At 64.0% G+C, this 16,499-nt stretch carries 20 protein-coding genes; 10 read left to right on the top strand and 10 right to left on the bottom strand.

Going from position 1 to position 16,499, the window contains the following annotated elements; genetic code table 11:
• Nucleotides 1-167: 167 nt before the first annotated feature.
• The 5 genes from H0241_RS25165 to dnaQ all read left to right on the top strand — a co-directional run bounded on the left by H0241_RS25165 (nt 168) and on the right by dnaQ (nt 4,223).
• Nucleotides 168-989, top strand: a complete 822-nt coding sequence (locus H0241_RS25165) for a pyruvate, water dikinase regulatory protein (RefSeq protein ID WP_181060541.1) — start codon at nt 168-170, stop codon at nt 987-989.
• Between the two features lie 257 nt (nt 990-1,246).
• On the top strand, nt 1,247-1,846 hold the full coding sequence (locus H0241_RS25160; RefSeq protein ID WP_181060540.1) for a Maf-like protein: 600 nt from the start codon (nt 1,247-1,249) through the stop codon (nt 1,844-1,846).
• Entirely contained in the window at nt 1,839-2,666 is an 828-nt protein-coding gene (locus H0241_RS25155; protein ID WP_181060539.1) for a shikimate dehydrogenase, read from the top strand. The genes H0241_RS25160 and H0241_RS25155 overlap by 8 nt, the downstream gene beginning before the upstream one ends.
• A 43-nt stretch (nt 2,667-2,709) precedes the next feature.
• Nucleotides 2,710-3,294 carry a dephospho-CoA kinase gene (gene coaE / locus H0241_RS25150; RefSeq protein ID WP_181060654.1) on the top strand — a complete coding sequence of 195 codons (585 nt, stop codon included), beginning with the start codon at nt 2,710-2,712 and terminating at the stop codon, nt 3,292-3,294.
• 224 nt (nt 3,295-3,518) lie between these two features.
• Complete coding sequence (dnaQ, locus tag H0241_RS25145) at nt 3,519-4,223, top strand: DNA polymerase III subunit epsilon (protein ID WP_181060538.1); 705 nt, start codon at nt 3,519-3,521, stop codon at nt 4,221-4,223.
• 269 nt (nt 4,224-4,492) lie between these two features.
• Here the strand turns inward: dnaQ and secB are convergent, their stop codons facing one another.
• Both secB and H0241_RS25135 read right to left on the bottom strand, forming a co-directional pair.
• Nucleotides 4,493-4,993: a protein-export chaperone SecB gene (gene secB, locus H0241_RS25140; protein WP_181060537.1), complete on the bottom strand. Its 501-nt coding sequence runs from the start codon at nt 4,991-4,993 to the stop codon at nt 4,493-4,495.
• A 178-nt stretch (nt 4,994-5,171) separates the two neighbouring features.
• Entirely contained in the window at nt 5,172-5,669 is a 498-nt protein-coding gene (locus tag H0241_RS25135; RefSeq protein WP_328824826.1) for an FxsA family protein, read from the bottom strand.
• Between the two features lie 198 nt (nt 5,670-5,867).
• Here H0241_RS25135 and H0241_RS25130 point away from each other — a divergent pair, with 198 nt between their 5' ends.
• The 4 genes from H0241_RS25130 to H0241_RS25115 all read left to right on the top strand — a co-directional run bounded on the left by H0241_RS25130 (nt 5,868) and on the right by H0241_RS25115 (nt 8,635).
• Nucleotides 5,868-6,572, top strand: coding sequence for a Tim44/TimA family putative adaptor protein (locus tag H0241_RS25130; protein ID WP_181060535.1), 705 nt, complete (start codon nt 5,868-5,870; stop codon nt 6,570-6,572).
• 79 nt (nt 6,573-6,651) lie between these two features.
• Complete coding sequence (gene mltA / locus H0241_RS25125; RefSeq protein ID WP_181060653.1) at nt 6,652-7,752, top strand: murein transglycosylase A; 1,101 nt, start codon at nt 6,652-6,654, stop codon at nt 7,750-7,752.
• Nucleotides 7,749-8,270 (top strand): Smr/MutS family protein, encoded by a 522-nt coding sequence (locus H0241_RS25120; RefSeq protein WP_181060534.1) that lies wholly within the window; start codon nt 7,749-7,751, stop codon nt 8,268-8,270. The genes mltA and H0241_RS25120 overlap by 4 nt, the downstream gene beginning before the upstream one ends.
• Nucleotides 8,267-8,635, top strand: a complete 369-nt coding sequence (locus tag H0241_RS25115) for a helix-turn-helix domain-containing protein (RefSeq protein ID WP_181060533.1) — start codon at nt 8,267-8,269, stop codon at nt 8,633-8,635. The genes H0241_RS25120 and H0241_RS25115 overlap by 4 nt, the downstream gene beginning before the upstream one ends.
• A 101-nt stretch (nt 8,636-8,736) precedes the next feature.
• Here H0241_RS25115 and H0241_RS25110 read toward each other — a convergent pair whose 3' ends face one another.
• The 4 genes from H0241_RS25110 to H0241_RS25095 all read right to left on the bottom strand — a co-directional run bounded on the left by H0241_RS25110 (nt 8,737) and on the right by H0241_RS25095 (nt 12,049).
• Nucleotides 8,737-8,964, bottom strand: coding sequence for a hypothetical protein (locus tag H0241_RS25110; protein ID WP_181060532.1), 228 nt, complete (start codon nt 8,962-8,964; stop codon nt 8,737-8,739).
• A 384-nt stretch (nt 8,965-9,348) separates the two neighbouring features.
• Entirely contained in the window at nt 9,349-9,966 is a 618-nt protein-coding gene (locus tag H0241_RS25105; RefSeq protein ID WP_181060531.1) for a transglutaminase-like cysteine peptidase, read from the bottom strand.
• A 192-nt stretch (nt 9,967-10,158) separates the two neighbouring features.
• The gene (locus H0241_RS25100; protein WP_181060530.1) at nt 10,159-11,436 is read right to left on the bottom strand and encodes a polyhydroxyalkanoate depolymerase; all 1,278 of its coding nucleotides are present in this window, start codon (nt 11,434-11,436) and stop codon (nt 10,159-10,161) included.
• A gap of 253 nt (nt 11,437-11,689) precedes the next feature.
• Entirely contained in the window at nt 11,690-12,049 is a 360-nt protein-coding gene (locus tag H0241_RS25095) for a septal ring lytic transglycosylase RlpA family protein (protein ID WP_181060529.1), read from the bottom strand.
• Nucleotides 12,050-12,359: 310 nt separating this feature from the next.
• Between H0241_RS25095 and H0241_RS25090 the strand changes: the two genes are divergently transcribed.
• Nucleotides 12,360-12,545 carry a hypothetical protein gene (locus tag H0241_RS25090; protein WP_181060528.1) on the top strand — a complete coding sequence of 62 codons (186 nt, stop codon included), beginning with the start codon at nt 12,360-12,362 and terminating at the stop codon, nt 12,543-12,545.
• 32 nt (nt 12,546-12,577) lie between these two features.
• Here the strand turns inward: H0241_RS25090 and H0241_RS25085 are convergent, their stop codons facing one another.
• From H0241_RS25085 to H0241_RS25070, 4 genes are all read right to left on the bottom strand, one after another.
• Nucleotides 12,578-13,387 carry an ATP-binding cassette domain-containing protein gene (locus H0241_RS25085; RefSeq protein ID WP_181060527.1) on the bottom strand — a complete coding sequence of 270 codons (810 nt, stop codon included), beginning with the start codon at nt 13,385-13,387 and terminating at the stop codon, nt 12,578-12,580.
• A 7-nt stretch (nt 13,388-13,394) separates the two neighbouring features.
• Nucleotides 13,395-14,171: an ABC transporter permease subunit gene (locus H0241_RS25080; RefSeq protein WP_181060526.1), complete on the bottom strand. Its 777-nt coding sequence runs from the start codon at nt 14,169-14,171 to the stop codon at nt 13,395-13,397.
• A complete protein-coding gene (gene ssuD, locus H0241_RS25075; RefSeq protein ID WP_181060525.1) occupies nt 14,168-15,337 on the bottom strand; it encodes an FMNH2-dependent alkanesulfonate monooxygenase in 1,170 nt (389 codons plus the stop codon). The genes H0241_RS25080 and ssuD overlap by 4 nt, the downstream gene beginning before the upstream one ends.
• A 67-nt stretch (nt 15,338-15,404) precedes the next feature.
• Nucleotides 15,405-16,358 (bottom strand): sulfonate ABC transporter substrate-binding protein, encoded by a 954-nt coding sequence (locus tag H0241_RS25070; protein ID WP_181060524.1) that lies wholly within the window; start codon nt 16,356-16,358, stop codon nt 15,405-15,407.
• Nucleotides 16,359-16,499 lie beyond the last annotated feature (141 nt).

The raw sequence follows: 16,499 nt of genomic DNA, 5'->3' as shown, positions 1-16,499 counted from the left end.
TGAGGCGCTGGCAAAAACGACCGTCCCCAAAATTGTCCCCAGCCGGCCGACGAAGCCGACAGCGCATCGAATTGTGGACAACCCGCCATCTGATACAGTCGCCTCCAGCCGGCCGCTTTCCCGGTCCCTGTTTATCCACACAAGCCCACAGCCTGAGGCCGCCCCCTGTGAACAAACCCCAGAGCTTCTTCCACCTGCACCTGATTTCCGACGCCACCGGCGAAACGCTGCTGGCGGCCGGTCGCGCGGCGTCGGCGCAATACAAGGATGCCCGCGCCATCGAGCACATCTACCCGCTCATCCGCACCGAAAAGCAGGTGGCGAAAGTGTTCGAGGACATCGAGGAGGAACCGGGCATTATTCTTTATACCGTCGTCGACCAGAAGCTGGCGCGCGGCATCGACGAGCGTTGTGCGGCCATGGGTCTGCCTTGCGTCTCGGTGCTGGAGCCGGTGCTGACCGTGTTCCAGTCCTATCTCGGCACGCCGGCCGGCCGGCGCGTCGGTGCCCAGCATGTGCTCGACGCCGACTATTTTCGTCGCATCGATGCGCTGAACTTCACCATGGAGCACGATGACGGCCAGCTGCCGCTCAATATGGACGATGCCGACATCGTGCTGATCGGCATTTCAAGGACATCGAAGACGCCGACCAGCATCTATCTCGCCAACCGCGGCATCAAGACCGCCAACATCCCCATCGTGCTCGGCGTGCCGGTGCCCGAAAGCCTGGTCGCCGCCTCGAAGCCGCTGATCGTCGGGCTCATCGCCACCGCAGAACGCATCTCGCATGTCCGGCAGAACCGCATTCTCGGCAACAGCAGCACTTACGAAGCGACCGATTATGTCGACCGCGCCTCGATCACGGAAGAACTCGCCTATGCCCGCCAGATCTGCACCCGCCACAACTGGCCGATGATCGACGTCAGCCGCCGCTCGATCGAGGAGACGGCAGCGGCCATTGTTGCCCTGCGCGGGAAGAATAGATAGATGGCTGGGTAGTTGAGAGAGCCTTCGCAACGCCGCGATCCTTCACACCCCCCTCTGTCCTGCCGGACATCTCCCCCTCAAGGGGGGAGATTGGCGGTTTCATCGCCTCGCTTGACCTTGCAGCCTTGATAGTTGACGAAAGCGGCTGAGCGCATGATCTCCCCCTTTGAGGGGGAGATGCCCGGTAGGGCAGAGGGGGGTGCTGCCCCGCCAACCTGGCAATCTTCTGCGTTGCGGCGGTTAAACTGGATCAAAAAATGACCGAAAAAATCATCCTCGCCTCCGGCTCCCCGTTCCGAAAAGCCATGCTCATCAATGCCGGCCTCGACATCGAAGCCGTGCCGGCCGACGTCGACGAGCGTGCGCTCGAGGCGCCGTTGCAGGATAGCGGTGTGTCGCCGGAAGATGTCGCTTCAATACTCGCCGAGGCCAAGGCGACCGAGGTCAGTGAGCGCAAACCGGGCGCCTTGGTGCTCGGCTGCGACCAGACGCTGTCGCTTGGCGACGAGGTGTTCCACAAGCCGGCCGACATGGAAGGCGCGCGCCGCCACTTGCTGGCGCTGTCGGGCAAGACGCATCAGCTGAACAGCGCCGCCGTGCTGTGCCGCGATGGCAAGGTGCTGTGGCGCCATGTCGGCATCGCCAGCCTCACCATGCGCAAGCTCGACCCGGCGTTCATCGGCCGTCATCTGGCCCGCGTCGGCGCCAAGGCGCTGGCCAGCGTCGGCGCCTACCAGGTCGAAGGCGAAGGCATTCAGCTGTTCGAAAAGATCGAAGGCGACTATTTCACCATTGTCGGCCTGCCGCTTTTGCCGGTGCTGAAGGAATTGCACGCGCTCGGAGCCATCGATGGTTGAGAAAAAAGCTTTTGTCACCGGCCACCCGATCGCGCATTCGCGCTCGCCCAGGATTCATGGCTATTGGCTGAAGACATACGGCATCGATGGCAGCTACCGCGCCATTGACGTCGCGCCCGCCGATTTTCCAGAGTTTCTCTCATCGCTCCATGCCAATAGCTACCAGGGCGGCAACGTCACCATCCCGCACAAGGAGGTCGCCTTCGCCCGGGTCGAACGCCGCGACGAGGCGGCGGATATGATAGGCGCTGTCAATATGCTGTGGCTGGAAGACGGCGTGCTGTGGGGTGGCAATTCGGACTGGATCGGCTTTGCCGGCAATCTCGACGAGCATGCGCCGGGCTGGGACAGAAACGGTCCGGCCGTGGTGCTCGGCGCCGGCGGCGCCTCGCGCGGAGTCATCCACGCGCTGAAAGTGCGCGGCGTCAGGGATATCCGCATCGTCAACCGCACACTGGCGCGGGCGCAGGAACTGGCGGACCGCTTCGGCGCTGGCATCACGGCGCATGGCGCGATCGGCGAACTGCTTGCCGATGCCGGCCTGCTGATCAACACGACGGCGCTCGGCATGCATGGCGATGCCACGCTGGCCGCCGATCCGGCCGGGCTGCCTGGCCATGCCATCGTTTCCGACATTGTCTATGTGCCACTGGAGACGCCGCTGCTCGCCGCGGCGCGGGCGCGCAATTTGAAGACGGTCGATGGGCTCGGCATGCTGCTGCACCAGGCCGTTCCCGGCTTCGAACGCTGGTTCGGCAAGAAGCCGGAGGTCACGCCGGAGTTGCGGCAGATGATCGTCGCCGACATTGCTGCCAAATGATGGGGTCGCCAAATGATGGGCGCCAAATGATGGGCGCAAAATGATGATCGTGCTCGGCCTCACCGGATCGATCGGCATGGGCAAGTCGACGACGGCCAGGATGTTCAGCGACGCCGGCGTTCCGGTGCATGATTCCGACGAGACTGTGCATCGGCTTTATTCAGGCAAAGCCGCGCCGCTGGTCGAGGCGGCCTTTCCCGGCACCACCATGTCTGGCGTGGTCGACCGCACCAAGCTCGCCGGGCGGGTGCTCGGCGATGCCGCCGCGCTGAAGACATTGGAGACAATCGTCCACCCGCTGGTGCGTGCCGACGCCGATGCCTTCCTGGCCAAACACCGTGCCGCCGGCGCGCCGCTTGTCGTGCTCGACATTCCGCTGCTGTTCGAAACCGGCGGCCGCAACCGCGTCGACAAGGTCGTCGTCGTCACCGCCCCGGCCGACATCCAGCGCGCCCGTGTGCTGGCGCGGCCGGGCATGAGCGAGGAAAAGCTGGCGGCAATCCTGGCCAAGCAGGTACCCGACGCCGAAAAACGCCGCCAGGCCGATTTCGTCATCGACACCGGTGAAGGCATGGACGCAGCCCGCGCAGCGGTCGGCGCCGTTATTGCTGAGCTCTCAGGGCGCTGACGCTTTCCTTCTCCCCTTGTGGGAGAAGGTGTCGCCGAAGGCGACGGATGAGGGGTGTTCCAGAGAACGCCGACGTCTCATTCCGCTGGAACACCCCTCATCCGTCTCGGCGCTATCGCGCCGATCCACCTTCTCCCACAAGGGGAGAAGGGGAAAAGAGGCATTGCCCATTGCCATTTTATTCCCTCGTATGATTCTGCTCTCTTAAGCAGTGAGCTGATTCTATGCGTGAGATCATTTTCGATACCGAAACCACCGGCCTCGACATGCGCGACGACCGCATCATCGAGCTTGGCGGCGTCGAACTGGTCAACCGCTTCCCGACCGGCCGCACCTTCCACAAATTCATCAATCCGCAAGGGCGCGCCGTCCATGTCGAGGCGCAGGCCGTGCACGGCATCAGCGCCGCCGACCTGGTCGGCAAGCCGACCTTTGCCGAAATCGCCGAGGAATGGCTGTCTTTTACCGACGGCGCCAAGCTCGTCGCCCACAACGCCAATTTCGACATCGGCTTCCTCAATACGGAATTCGGCCGGCTCGGCCAGTCGGTCATCGACACCGGGCGCGTCGTCGACACCCTCGCCTTGGCACGGCGCAAGCACCCGATGGGTCCCAATTCGCTCGACGCGCTCTGCCGCCGCTACGGCATCGACAACGGCCACCGCACCAAGCACGGCGCGCTGCTCGATTCCGAGCTCTTGGCCGAGGTCTATATCGAGCTCATCGGCGGCAAGCAGGCTGCGCTCATCCTCGAAACGGTGGCGGTGCAGGTCAATGGCAATGGTGACGTCGCCGACATCGACATCTCAATCGCCGCCAGGCCGATCGCACTGCCGCCGCGCCTGACCGAGGGCGAGCGCGCCGCGCATGCCGGGCTGGTGGCGACGCTCGGTGAAAAGGCGCTGTGGCTGAAGGTGGCGGCGGGGTGAGCAGATCGGGAAGGTAGCGTTCCGTCACACCCCCCTCTGGCCTGCCGGCCATCTCCCCCTCAAGGGGGGAGATTGGCAGCTTCGCCGCTCCGGCTATTCCTGCAACGTCGAAGATTGGCGAAGGTCGCGATGACGGCCATCTCCCCCCTTGAGGGGGAGATGCCTGGCAAGGCAGAGGGGGGTGCTGTCCCGCCAGCATCTCAGTATGCTCGTCTCAAACAAAAAAAGCCCGGCACAAGGCCGGGCTTTTCAATCCATAGTGGCAAGCCTCAGCTCACCTTGACCTTCGATGCGGCCTGGTCCTCAGCCAGCTTCTGCTGGAACATCTGCGCGAAATCGATCGGGTCGAGCATCAGCGGCGGGAAGCCGCCATTGCGGGTGGCTTCGGCGATGATCTGGCGGGCGAACGGGAACAGCAGCCGCGGGCATTCGATGAACAGGATCGGCAGCATGTGTTCCTGCGGGAAGCCGGAGATGGAAAAGACGCCGCCATAGACCAGCTCGACATTGAACAGCACTTCCTGGTCGAAGGACGCCTTGGCGTTCAACGACAAATTGACGTCGAACTGCTTGTCGGACAGCGGGTTGGCGTTGACATTGACGTTGATGGCGATGCCGGGGGCCTTGTCGCGGCCGCGCAGCGAGTTCGGCGCGCCGGGGCTTTCGAAGGACAGGTCCTTCACATACTGGGCAAGCACGTTGAGCGACGGCTGTGCCGTTTCGCCGTTGCCGTTTGCGGCGCCGACCGGCGCGTCATCTTTGCTGGCCATGAGCCTTGATCCTTTTGCCTGGGCAGCAGCGCTGACCGAATTGAAATCGGGCGTTGGCTAGCATGGTCGGCATGACAAGACAAGGTTTTGCCGCCTTCGGGCTCCGGGCATTTGCCTCGGCTCGCGAAAGGCGGCACCGGCGTCCGGAATTCAGGGCCTGACCGCCCTCAAGGCGACTTCAGTCATCCTTCAGCCGCCGCCACGGCGAATTGTGGTCGGGGCCGCGTTTGAAATCATCCTCGCGCGAATAGTCGCCATCGTCGAGATCGATGACCTTGTCGCGCGACCTGCCACGGAAACTGCCGGTGAAATCGGTGGCCACGACGATGCGGCCCTTGAGCCTGCGCCAGGCAAGGTCGCGCACCGGCGGCAGGAACAGCAGCAGGCCGATAATGTCGGTGATGAAGCCGGGGATGATCAAAAGGATCGCGGCAACCACGATCATGGCGCCATGCGCGAGCTGGCGGCTGGGGTCGCCGCCGCCGGCCATCTCGGCGCGTACCCGCGCCATGACACCGAAACCCTGGTGCCGGAGCAGAAGCACGCCGGCAATGCTGGAAGCCAGCACCAGGCCGACTGTCGCCAGCGCCCCGACCTCGCGGCCGACAATGACAAAACCGGCGATTTCCAGCAGGGGCAGCGCAAGCAGGAACAAAGGGAGGAAGGAAATGCGCAAGTCTTGACCGATCGTTTCCATGTTTCGCCGGACGGCGTACAATCGCCGCTGGCACTGAGGCCGTTAGATAGGTATGCCTGCCTTTGATTTGAATGATTGCGCCATGCGTTCTATATGCTTTGCATGTTGAACGCTATGCGACCGCGGCCCGGATTGGCCTGCGGTCCCGGCCGGGTCAGGGATTGATTGGCGAAAGATATGGGATTCTTCGACTTCGGCACCATTTTCTTTCTGATTGCCGCAGTGGTGATCTTCTTCCAGCTGCGCAACGTGCTCGGCCGCCGCACGGGCAGCGAACGTCCGCCTTTCGATCCCTATACGGCCAGCCGCACCGAGAAGGACGCGACCCAGAAACCCGAAAATGTGGTTTCACTGCCGCGCAAGCGCCTGCCGGGCGAAACGGCTGCCGAAACCTATGCAGCCATCGACGCCTTCGCCAAGCCCGACACCGACCTCAACAAAGGCCTGCGCACAATCAAGGACAATGATCCGTCCTTCGAGCCCAAGGGTTTCGTCGACGGCGCCAAGATGGCCTATGAGATGATCGTCATGGCCTATGCCGATGGCGACCGCAAAACGCTGAAGAACCTGTTGTCGCGTGAGGTTTTTGATGGTTTCGTCGCCGCTATCGGCGACCGCGAGGCGAAAGCCGAAAAGATCCAGTCCTCCTTTGTCGGCATCGACAAGGCCGACATCGTCTCGGCCGAGATGAAGGGCGGCGAGGCGCACATCACGCTGCGCATCGTCAGCGAGCTGATCTCGGCGACCCGCGACAAGGCGGGCGCTGTCATCGACGGCGATCCCGAGACGGTGGCCGAGGTCAAGGACGTCTGGACCTTCGCCCGCGACACACGCTCGCGCGATCCGAACTGGAAGCTGGTCGCCACCGAGGAAGAAGACTGAATCTTTGCATGTCGCCCAAAGTGGGCAGCGGTTTTGGGATAGCGACATGCAGGCAAACATGGCCAGTGGCGAGGCTGAGGTGTCGCTATCGCCGCTTTTCGTCGAAAAGTCCTTCGACGATCTTCCCGGCTGGGGCGCGGACGATCACCTCTCCGCTTATGAGGCCTTTCGCCGTTCGGCCTTCCATGTCCTGAACAAGCCTTATCGCACCGGCTCGCTTGGCGTCCGGTTCGAGGCTTTTGCCGGCGCCTATGACGAGGCGCGCTCCGTTTCGCTACCGAATCGGAACGGCGCTCGTGCGTTTTTCGAGCGCCATTTCATTCCGGCCCAGGTTCAGGCCGAGAATGCCGGCCTGGTCACCGGCTTCTACGAGCCGGAGGTCGAGGCCTCGCCGGTGCGCACGGATCAATTCACGGTGCCGCTGCTGGCGCGACCGGCAGATCTCGTCGACATTGATGACGCCAACCGCCCCGAGGACATGGACGAATACCTGGCCTTCGCCCGCGACACGCCGCAGGGGCTGGTGGAATATCTTGATCGCGGCGCTATCGAGCGCGGCGCGCTGGCCGGGAAAGGCCTGGAAATCGCCTGGCTTGCGGAAAAAGTCGATGCGTTCTTCATCCATGTGCAGGGCGCGGCCAGGCTGAAGATGACCGACGGCCGGCTCTGTCGTGTCACATATGCCGCCAAATCCGGCCAACGTTTCACCGGTCCGGGCAAGATTCTCGCCGAGATCGGCGAGATCCCGCTGGAAAAAGTGACGATGCAGTCGATCCGCGCCTGGTTCCGGGCGCATCCCGACCGTATCGACAAGATCCTCTGGCAGAACCGCTCCTACATCTTCTTTCGCGAAGCGGCGGTCGACGATGCGACGCTCGGTCCTATCGCCGCCGCCAAGGTGCCGCTGACCCCGGGCCGTTCGCTCGCCGTCGACCGGCTGCTGCACACTTTCGGCACGCCCTTCTACATAAACGCGCCGTCGCTGACCGCCTTCGACCAGAAACCGTTCCGGCGGCTGATGATCGCGCAGGATACCGGCTCGGCCATCACTGGACCGGCGCGCGGCGATCTCTTCGCCGGTTCCGGCGACGCGGCCGGCGAGATCGCCGGGGTCGTGCGCAATTCGGCCGATTTCTATGCGCTGGTGCCGCGTGGCCTCGTTTCGGGGTCGAATCGATGAGCCGGCGCCCCGATAAGCTCAGCGAAGACGACCGGGTGCTTTGGAACCTGGTGGCGCGCACGGCGCGGCCGTTGAAGGGCAGGATGGCGGTCGACATTCCCGACATCGTCGTCGACCCCAAGCCGGTGCAGGTGCCGGCCGTCGTCAGCGCTGTCGTCGCCGCCAAGCCGAAGGCACAGCATGTTTCGCATGCGCTGGACGAGCCGACGCTGGACAGGCTGAAGAAGGGCAGGTTGCCGATCGAAGGCCGCGTCGACCTGCATGGCATGACGCAGGATGAGGCCTATTCGTTGCTGTTTTCGTTCCTGCACCGGGCGCATGCCGGCGGCATCCGCTATGTCCTGATCATTACGGGAAAAGGTTCGTCCTCGGGCGGCGATGGCGTCTTGCGGCGCGCCGTGCCTGCCTGGCTGTCGACGCCCGCCTTTCGGCCGCTGGTTTCCAGCCACGACCATGCCGCCCGCAACCATGGCGGTTCGGGCGCACTATACGTTCGGCTCAGGCGAGTTCGCGGATGACGCCGTTCGGGGAAAAGATTCGCGCGCTGAGAATCGAGCGCGGTGTCCGCCAGAAGGACATGGCCGAGGCGATCGGCGTCAGCGCGGCCTATCTGTCGGCGTTGGAACATGGCCGCCGCGGCGCTCCGACCTGGACGCTCATCCAGAAAATCATCGGCTATTTCAATGTCATCTGGGACGATGCCGAAGAGCTGGCGCGGCTGGCCGAGGCCTCGCATCCGCGGGTAAAGCTCGACACGTCGGGGCTCAGCCCTGCGGCGACGGAACTCGCCAATCTGCTGGCCGAAAACATCGAGAAGCTGGACGAAGCCGAGCTTCGCCGCATCACCGCGTCGATCCGGGCAGCACTTGGACGGCGGGCGTAGCTTGGCGTTGACGCGTCGCGGGCGCGAGTTCCTCTCGTGCCACATTCACTTCATCTGAAAGCGATGCCCGCCGGCGGATTGCCAGCGGGCATATGGCGAGATTACTTCGCGCCAGCCTGGCCGCCACGGCCGCCAGTACTGCCATGTTCGCCATGGTCGCGGCCCTTGCCCAGGCAGCTCACGTCGCCGGCGCCGCAGCAGCGGTTGCTCCACAGGTCGTTGGTCGACGTCTTGGCGCAGCTCGGGATGTTCTGGTCGGCCAAAGCCGATCCGGCCAACGACGATACCGCGACGGCGGCGAGGAAGGTGTTACGCAGAAAAGCAGTCATTTGAAGTCTCCTTGGTTGGATTGGTTGGGTTCGTTTACGGCTGTGTGTCGCTGGCGGAGACGGTTTGGTTCACGGAGGTTGCGAAATTTTTTTGGAAAGGCGGTTCGGGGGTGCGCGGTTGGCAACGCTGGCGCCGCCCCTCATCCGCCTGCCGGCACCTTCTCCCCGTATAGTGACGGGGAGAAGGGGGCGGGCCGCAGCCTCGGCGCGCCCTTTCGATGGTTGGCGAAATCGTACGCGACGGCGTTCTTTCTCCCCGTCGCTATACGGGGAGAAATGCCCGGCAGGGCAATGAGGGGCGGCGCCAACCTATTGTGTTAAAGCGACTAAGGCGTATCGAAGCGGCCGCGCGCAGCAGCCTGTTCGAAAACCGTCGTGTCCGTATTACTGGACCGCGCCTACCAGCACTTGCTGGCCACCGCGGATCGAGACCCAGCGGCCGGTGTTGTCGATCGCCTGCCGCTTGAGGAAGCGGTAGCCGGTGGCGTCCCAGATCTTCACCTTGTCGGTGAGATTGTCGAGGACGTAGTCACCCTTGTCGGTGCGCACCGTCAGCACCGCATGGCCTTCGCCGTCCGGCTTGCGCACGACGGTGATCAGGAGATCAGCCAGCGACACGCCCGAGCGGAAGAGCTGGCGGCGCTTTTCCAGCACATAGTCCTCGCAGTCGCCGACGCCCTTGTCGGGATAGGCCCAGACTTCGTCCTTGCCGTAAATGTCGTAGTCGCTCATCGGCTTGACGGCGGCGTTGACCCTGGCGGTGACGCTGATCAGCTTGCGCATGAAGGCATCGGTCATCGCGGCGGGAACGAGATTGCTCGGCCGGATCGAACATTCGCCCGGATGCGCCTTGCAGAAATCATAGTGGCCGATCGGTTGCGACGTCATGCCGCCGGTTGCCATGGCGCCGCCCGCCAATGCCGGCGCCCCCCAGCATCCCAAAACCGCAAGCCCTGTTGCCGCACACAAGCGCAGCGTCCGTGCCATCGCTGAGGAAGTCATTGTCCCCGTTCGCCCTTGTTGTTAACGAAAGGTTAAAGGGGATTTACAGTCCGTGTCAATTATGGGGGGAGAGAGATTCATCGGCATGGTTACCCGCGCCCGCCCAACAGCGTCTATTGTGCAACAGAACGCCTCTAGCGTGCAAAGTCGCCCCGCTGTTGCAGGCAATGCACGCCACAGCTGTATCGAGCCTCAGCCCTTGGCGGAGCGAACCAGCCTCGGTTTGACCGCCACGCGGTTCTGGCGGCCGTAGCTGGTGATGAAATCGACGATGCGCGGCACGATTTCCGAGCGGAAGCGCGAACCGTTGAAGACGCCGTAATGGCCGACGGCCGGCTGCATGTAGTGGGCATGCCGGTCGGCCGGGATGTTGGGGCAGAGGTCGTGCGCGGCCTGGGTCTGGCCGAGGCCGGAAATGTCGTCGTTCTCGCCTTCGACCGTAAACAGCGCGACGTTGCGGATCGCCTTGGTGTCGACGATTTCGCCGCGATGCATCATCTCGCCCTTGGGCAGAGCGTGGCGCACGAACACCGTGTCGACGGTCTGCAGATAGAACTCCGCCGTCAGGTCCATAACCGCCAGATATTCGTCGTAGAAGTCGCGGTGCTTCTCGGCATTGTCGCCGTCATGCTTGACCAGGTGCATGAAGAAGTCTTTGTGGGCAATGATGTGGCGGTCGAGGTTCATGCTCATGAAGCCCGACAGCTGCAGGAAGCCCGGATAGACCTCGCGGCCGAAGCCCGGCACCGGCCACGGTGCGTTCATGATGACATTGTCGCGGAACCAGTCGATGCCCTTTTCCTTGGCCAGAAGGTTGACGGCGGTCGGGTTGCGACGGGTGTCGATCGGCCCGCCCATCAACGTCATGGTCGAGGGCACGAACGGATCGCCGTGCTTTTCCATCAGCGCCACCGCCGCCAGCACCGGCACCGAAGGCTGGCACACCGCCATAACATGGGTGTCCGGCCCCAGCGCATGCAGCATGCCGATGATGTAGTCGATGTAGTCGTCGAGGTCGAAATGGCCGTCGGTCACCGGCACCATGCGGGCATCGACCCAGTCGGTGATGTGCACGTCGGCATAGGGCAGCATCGCCTCGACCGTGCCGCGCAGCAGCGTCGCGTAATGGCCCGACATCGGCGCCACGATCAAAAGCTTTGGGTCGGCCTTGCGCCCGGCAGGCACGGACCGTTCGAAGCGGGTGAGGTTGCAGAACGGCCGCGACCACACCGTTTTTTCGTTGACCTCGACGCTCTTCCAGTCGACCACGGTCTTGGTCAGGTCGAAATGCGGCTTGCCGTAACGGCGCGTCGTGCGCTCGAACAATTCGGCGGTCGCAGCCACCGAGCGGCCCCACGGCGTGTGCGAAAACGGGTTGAGCGGATTGGTGTAGAACAGCCGCACCGCATCGGCATAGAGCCGCGCGGGCTGCAGGGCGGCATGGTTCATTTCATAGAGCTGGTAGAACATCAGGTACTCCGCAGCTGCCGTGACTGAAGGACGACGAGCAGCGCCGAGCCTTGAATGTCTCGCGCGGAGGTTAACAAGATATTGCTGCGATGCAATACGTCACGTGGCGTGACATATGCCATTCTTTGGTCCAAGGCCTTGAGAATCCGCTTTGAACAGAGGCAGCCGGCTCAATGTGCAGCTGCGAAAGCCAGGACTGGCGGGTCAGCATGGCAGGACGAGTCCGGCCCCCGATGGGCCGGACACGGCAGGATCAGACGCGCGCCATGCAGACGGAGGTATGGCCCGAGCCGATGAAGCCGAGCTGGCCGGCGGCGCCCTTCGACAGGTCGAGCACGCGCCCCTTTATGAATGGGCCACGGTCGTTGATGCGCACGACGACGCTGCGGCCATTGTTCTGGTTGGTCACCTTCAGCCTGGTGCCGAAGGGCAGGCTGCGGTGCGCGGCGGTCATTGCCGACGGGTTCATGCGCTCGCCATTGGCGGTCCGGGAGTGCAGCGCGTACCAGGAAGCACGGCCGCATTGGCCGGCGGCGGAGGAGGCGGACACGCCGACCATCAGGCCAGCCGCTATCGTTACCGCGACAAGCGCGGTCTGGTTTATTTTCTTCATGTTGGGGGATTGGCTCCGTTCTTGGACAGACCCCAGCCGTTAAGTGTCGAATAAGGCAGGAAATGCGGCAGGTATCTGGCGGTTCCGTGGCACTGGCACACGTTTGGAGTCACTGGGAAACAGTTTGTCAGGGGTTTTTCGCGATGCACTGGCGTATTTCAGGCGGCTTTCGCGGCGATCTTGCAGATACCTTCAGCAAGATAAGGCGTTATTATACAAGTAAAAACACGCGCGACTGGACCTCTTCCTTTCGCTCTTTCATCACGGCCATGGCGCAGTTGACGATCGACTTGGGAAAGGAATCTCGGCGATGAGACTGTTCAGATATCTGCTGGCCCTGATTGTGCTCGCCATCGGCGCGCTGTGGTCGCTGCAGGGCATAGGCGTGGTCGGCGGCAGCTTCATGACCGGCCAGTCGCAATGGCTCTATATCGGCATCGTCACCATGATGCTCGGCCTGCTGGGCCTGGCGTGGGCGAGCCGTTCGCGCATCTGACGAGCAGCCGCCGGCCGATCCTGGTCAAGGAACTAGCCGAACAGCTGATCCAAAATCCTGCCCTCCAGGCGGGCGAGCTCGACGGAGCCGCGCCAGCGCGGCCGCGCCACCGGCACCTCGAGGTCGAGCGCGATCCGGCCTTCGCTGATCACCACCACCCGGTCGGCGAGCGCCACCGCCTCGGCGACATCATGCGTGACCAGCACGGCGGTGAATTTCTGCTCGAGCCAGATGCGCTCCAGAAGCTGCTGCATTTCGATCCGGGTCAGCGCGTCGAGCGCGCCGAGCGGCTCGTCGAGCGCCAGTATCTGCGGCTGGCCGATCAGCGCGCGCGCCAGCGCCACGCGCTGCTTCTGGCCGCCGGACAGCACAGAGGGCCATTCGTCGGCCCGGTCTGCGAGGCCGACCTCACCCAGAATAGCGAGCGCGCGCCGCCTGGCTTCCGCGCCGGCGGCAATGCCGGTCAGCCCGACCTCGACATTTTTGACCACGCTGGCCCAGGGCAGCAGCCGTGGCTCCTGGAACATGAAGCGTGTGCGGCTCTCTTCCCCGGCGCCGGCCTTTGCTTCCGGCCCGAATATCAGGGATCCGGCGGTCGGCCGGTCGAGTCCGGCCAGCAGCCGCAAAAGCGTGCTCTTGCCGCAGCCGCTCTTGCCGATGACGGCGACAAACTGTCCGACCGGCACGTCGATATCGATGCCGTCGAGCACGACCTTGTCGCCAAAACGCTTCTCCACGCCCTTGAAGGCGAAGGCGCGCGGGCTTTCGACTGACACCGCCGGCCGTGTCGGTATCGGGGCGGCGACGAAGGAGCGGACGGCGGCGAGGCTGGCGGCGGGCATCGATACCTCAGGCGTTCTGGAAGGCGGGATGCCAGCCGAGCGACAGCCGCTCGAGCAGGCGGGCGAGGCTGTCGGCGAGCTTGCCGAGCAGCGCATAGATCAGGATCGACAGCACGACGACATCGATGAGCAGGAATTCGCGTGCCTGCATGGCCATGTAGCCAAGGCCGGAACTGGCCGAGATGGTCTCCGCCACGATCAGCGTCAGCCACATGATGCCCAAGGCATAGCGCAGGCCGACGAAGATCGCCGGCAGTGCGCCGGGCAGGATGACGCACAGGAAAAGCGCGCGCCGGTCCATGCCGTAGACCCGGCCCATTTCGACCAGCTGCGGGTCGACGCTCTGGATGCCGAGCAGCGTGTTGACATAGATCGGGAAGAACACGCCGAGTGCCACCAGGAACAGTTTGGCTTCCTCGTCGATGCCGAACCACAGGATGACCAGCGGGATCAGCGCCAGATGCGGGATGTTGCGGATCATCTGCAGCGTCGTGTCGGTCAGGCCGCGGCTCAGCGCCGAAAGCCCGTTGGCAAGGCCGAGCGCAAAGCCGATCGAGCCGCCGACGGCAAAGCCGGCCAGCGCGCGCAGCGTGCTGACGCCGATGTTTTGGATCAGCTCGCCCGACAGCGTCAGCCGCCAGAAGGCTTCGGCCACCGCACTCGGTGCCGGCAGCACATTGGCCGGCATGACGCCCACGCGGCTGGCGGCTTCCCAGCCAACGATCACCAGCGCCGGCAACAGCCAACCGATGCCGTTCTGTTTGACGCGTTGAGTCAGTGTCATGACGAGGCCTGCAGGCGGTTCGCGCCATGGAAGCCGACCGCGAACTCGTTGGCGATGTTCTCATGCGCCTGCGCCCGTTTGGTCCCGAGCCCAAGCCGCGGGAACAGAAGCTCGGCGACGCGGTAGGCTTCCTCGAGATGCGGGTAGCCGGAGCCGATGATGGTGTCGATGCCGATCGCCTGGTACTCGCGGATGCGTTCGACGATCTGCTCCGGCGAGCCGACCAGCGCGGTGCCGGCGCCGCCGCGCACCAGCCCGACGCCGGCCCACAGATTGGGCGACACCACCAGCCGGTCGCGGCGGCCGCCATGCAGTTCTGCCATGCGCCGCTGGCCGACCGAATCCATCTCCTTGGTGAAGCGGGCCTGGGCGTTTTCGATTTGCGCATCGGTGACGTGGCTGATCAGCCGGTCGGCAGCGCGCCAGGCCTCTTCCTCGGTCTCGCGCACAATGAAATGCAGCCTGATGCCGAAACGCAGTTTTCTGCCGCGCCGTTCGGCCTTCTTGCGCGCAGCAGCCAGCTTCTCGGCGACCTGCGCCGGCGGCTCGCCCCAGGTCAGATACATGTCGACGAGATCGGCGGCGAGCTCCTGGCCCGCATCCGACGATCCGCCGAAATAGAGCGGCGGCCGCTCCTGGCTCGGCAACAGGTCGAGGCGGCCATTGTCGACGCGGTAGTATTTGCCGTTGAAATTGACGCTCTGGCCCGACACCAGCGCGCGCCAGATGGTCAGGAATTCCTGCGCCTGGGCATAGCGCTCGTCATGCGGCAGGAAGACGCCGTCGCCGGCGAGTTCGGTCGGATTGCCGCCGACCACGACATTGAGCAGCAGCCGGCCATTGCTCAGCCGGTCGAGCGCCGCCGTCTGGCGCGCCGCGAAGGTCGGCAGCGTCACGCCGGGCCGCAGCGCCACCAGGAATTTGAGCTTTTCCGTCAGCGCCGCAAGGCCGGAGGCGGTGATCCAGGAATCCTCGCAATTCTGCCCGGTCGGCAGCAGCACGCCGGGAAAGCCGAGCCGGTCGACCGCTTGCGCGATCTCTTTGAAATAGGCGAACTCGGGCGGCCGCTGCTGCTGCTCGGAACCGAGATAGGAGCCGTCGCCATGCGTCGGGATGAACCAGAAGAAATCGAGTGGCCCGGCTTGCGGATTGGCTTGAGCGGTCATGGCAAGATCCTTGAAGCGGAAACGGCAAAGGTGCCGGACGTTTCCGCCCGGCGCCGCGCGAGAAAAATCAGTTGCCGGGCGCGGTCCACACGGCGTCGGAGATGCGCACCGCATTCGGGATCAGCCCGAGCTTGTAGAAGCGGTCGGCGGTCGCCTGCTGGCCCGCGATGACCTCGTCGGTGATCGGGAAGATGCCGAACTTGGTGCGGTTGGCGGCGATCGTCTGCGCGTCGAGCGGCACGCCGGTCACTTCATGCAGGGCGGCGGCCACCTTGTCGCGGTTCGCGTCCGCCCATTTCGCCGCGACGCCAAGCGCGGCTATCGTCGTGGTGATGGCCTCCGGATGCGCCTTGGCAAAATCCTTGTTGGCGAGGAAATAGGTGTTCACCTTGAGCATCTCGCTGGAGCGCGTCAGCACGCGCGGCTGGTAGCGCGTCTCGGCGATGGCGAAGAACGGATCCCAGACAGCCCAGGCATCGATCTGGTCACTGGCGAAGGCTGCCGCAGCATCGGCCGGGCTGAGGTAGACCGGCGTAATCTGGTCGAAGGGAATGCTTGCCTTTTCGAGCGCCGCGACAAGCAGATTGTGGGCGCTGGTACCCTTCCCGACGCCGATCCGCTTGCCCTTGAGATCGGCGAGCGACTGGATCGGCGATGCCGGCTTGACGAAGATCGCTTCGCCGTCACCATTGGCCGGAAGTGCGGCGGCATAGACGATGTTGGCGCCGGCCGACTGGCCGAAGATCGGCGGCGCGTCGCCGGTCCAGCCGACATCGATGGCGCCGACATTGAGTGCTTCGACCAGCGGCGGGCCGGCGGTGAATTCGACCCACTTCACCGCGACACCCTTGTCGCTCAGCGCCTTCTCGATCACCTGCTGCTGCCGGGCGATGACCGGCAGGCCGGTCTTCTGGTAGCCGATGTTGAGCTGCTTGAGCTCCTGCGCCGAGGCGCTAAACGACAAGGCGGCGCTCGCCGCCAAAAGGCCGAGGCCGACAACGCGTCTGGTCAGGCTGAACATGATCCCTCGCTGCGAATGGGCGCCGGGAAAACCCGCGCGGCCGGTTGATTGAGGGGTTAGGCTAGGTAAGTCTATAAATTTAGTAGAGAAACGATTTTGCGAGTTGGATCCGAGAAGAGGAACCATTTTCCATGCTTGGGC

It is taken from the genome of Mesorhizobium neociceri (genome assembly GCF_013520985.1).
In the GTDB taxonomy this organism is placed as follows: Bacteria; Pseudomonadota; Alphaproteobacteria; order Rhizobiales; family Rhizobiaceae; genus Mesorhizobium; species Mesorhizobium neociceri.
Note: the sequence above shows the minus strand (reverse complement) of the source record. Positions and strands in the feature narration are given on the sequence as shown.

Excerpts from the sequence above, each read along its gene's own strand:
- H0241_RS25100 (WP_181060530.1), bottom strand. The coding sequence starts at position 11,436 with ATGTTCTACCAGCTCTATGAAATGAACCATGCCGCCCTGCAGCCCGCG.
- H0241_RS25070 (WP_181060524.1), bottom strand. The coding sequence starts at position 16,358 with ATGTTCAGCCTGACCAGACGCGTTGTCGGCCTCGGCCTTTTGGCGGCG.
- H0241_RS25130 (WP_181060535.1), top strand. The coding sequence starts at position 5,868 with ATGGGATTCTTCGACTTCGGCACCATTTTCTTTCTGATTGCCGCAGTG.
- H0241_RS25080 (WP_181060526.1), bottom strand. The coding sequence starts at position 14,171 with ATGACACTGACTCAACGCGTCAAACAGAACGGCATCGGTTGGCTGTTG.
- H0241_RS25110 (WP_181060532.1), bottom strand. The coding sequence starts at position 8,964 with ATGACTGCTTTTCTGCGTAACACCTTCCTCGCCGCCGTCGCGGTATCG.
- H0241_RS25085 (WP_181060527.1), bottom strand. The coding sequence starts at position 13,387 with ATGCCCGCCGCCAGCCTCGCCGCCGTCCGCTCCTTCGTCGCCGCCCCG.
- H0241_RS25155 (WP_181060539.1), top strand. The coding sequence starts at position 1,839 with ATGGTTGAGAAAAAAGCTTTTGTCACCGGCCACCCGATCGCGCATTCG.
- coaE (WP_181060654.1), top strand. The coding sequence starts at position 2,710 with ATGATCGTGCTCGGCCTCACCGGATCGATCGGCATGGGCAAGTCGACG.
- dnaQ (WP_181060538.1), top strand. The coding sequence starts at position 3,519 with ATGCGTGAGATCATTTTCGATACCGAAACCACCGGCCTCGACATGCGC.
- H0241_RS25090 (WP_181060528.1), top strand. The coding sequence starts at position 12,360 with ATGAGACTGTTCAGATATCTGCTGGCCCTGATTGTGCTCGCCATCGGC.
- H0241_RS25105 (WP_181060531.1), bottom strand. The coding sequence starts at position 9,966 with ATGACTTCCTCAGCGATGGCACGGACGCTGCGCTTGTGTGCGGCAACA.
- H0241_RS25120 (WP_181060534.1), top strand. The coding sequence starts at position 7,749 with ATGAGCCGGCGCCCCGATAAGCTCAGCGAAGACGACCGGGTGCTTTGG.
- H0241_RS25160 (WP_181060540.1), top strand. The coding sequence starts at position 1,247 with ATGACCGAAAAAATCATCCTCGCCTCCGGCTCCCCGTTCCGAAAAGCC.
- ssuD (WP_181060525.1), bottom strand. The coding sequence starts at position 15,337 with ATGACCGCTCAAGCCAATCCGCAAGCCGGGCCACTCGATTTCTTCTGG.
- H0241_RS25095 (WP_181060529.1), bottom strand. The coding sequence starts at position 12,049 with ATGAAGAAAATAAACCAGACCGCGCTTGTCGCGGTAACGATAGCGGCT.
- secB (WP_181060537.1), bottom strand. The coding sequence starts at position 4,993 with ATGGCCAGCAAAGATGACGCGCCGGTCGGCGCCGCAAACGGCAACGGC.
- H0241_RS25115 (WP_181060533.1), top strand. The coding sequence starts at position 8,267 with ATGACGCCGTTCGGGGAAAAGATTCGCGCGCTGAGAATCGAGCGCGGT.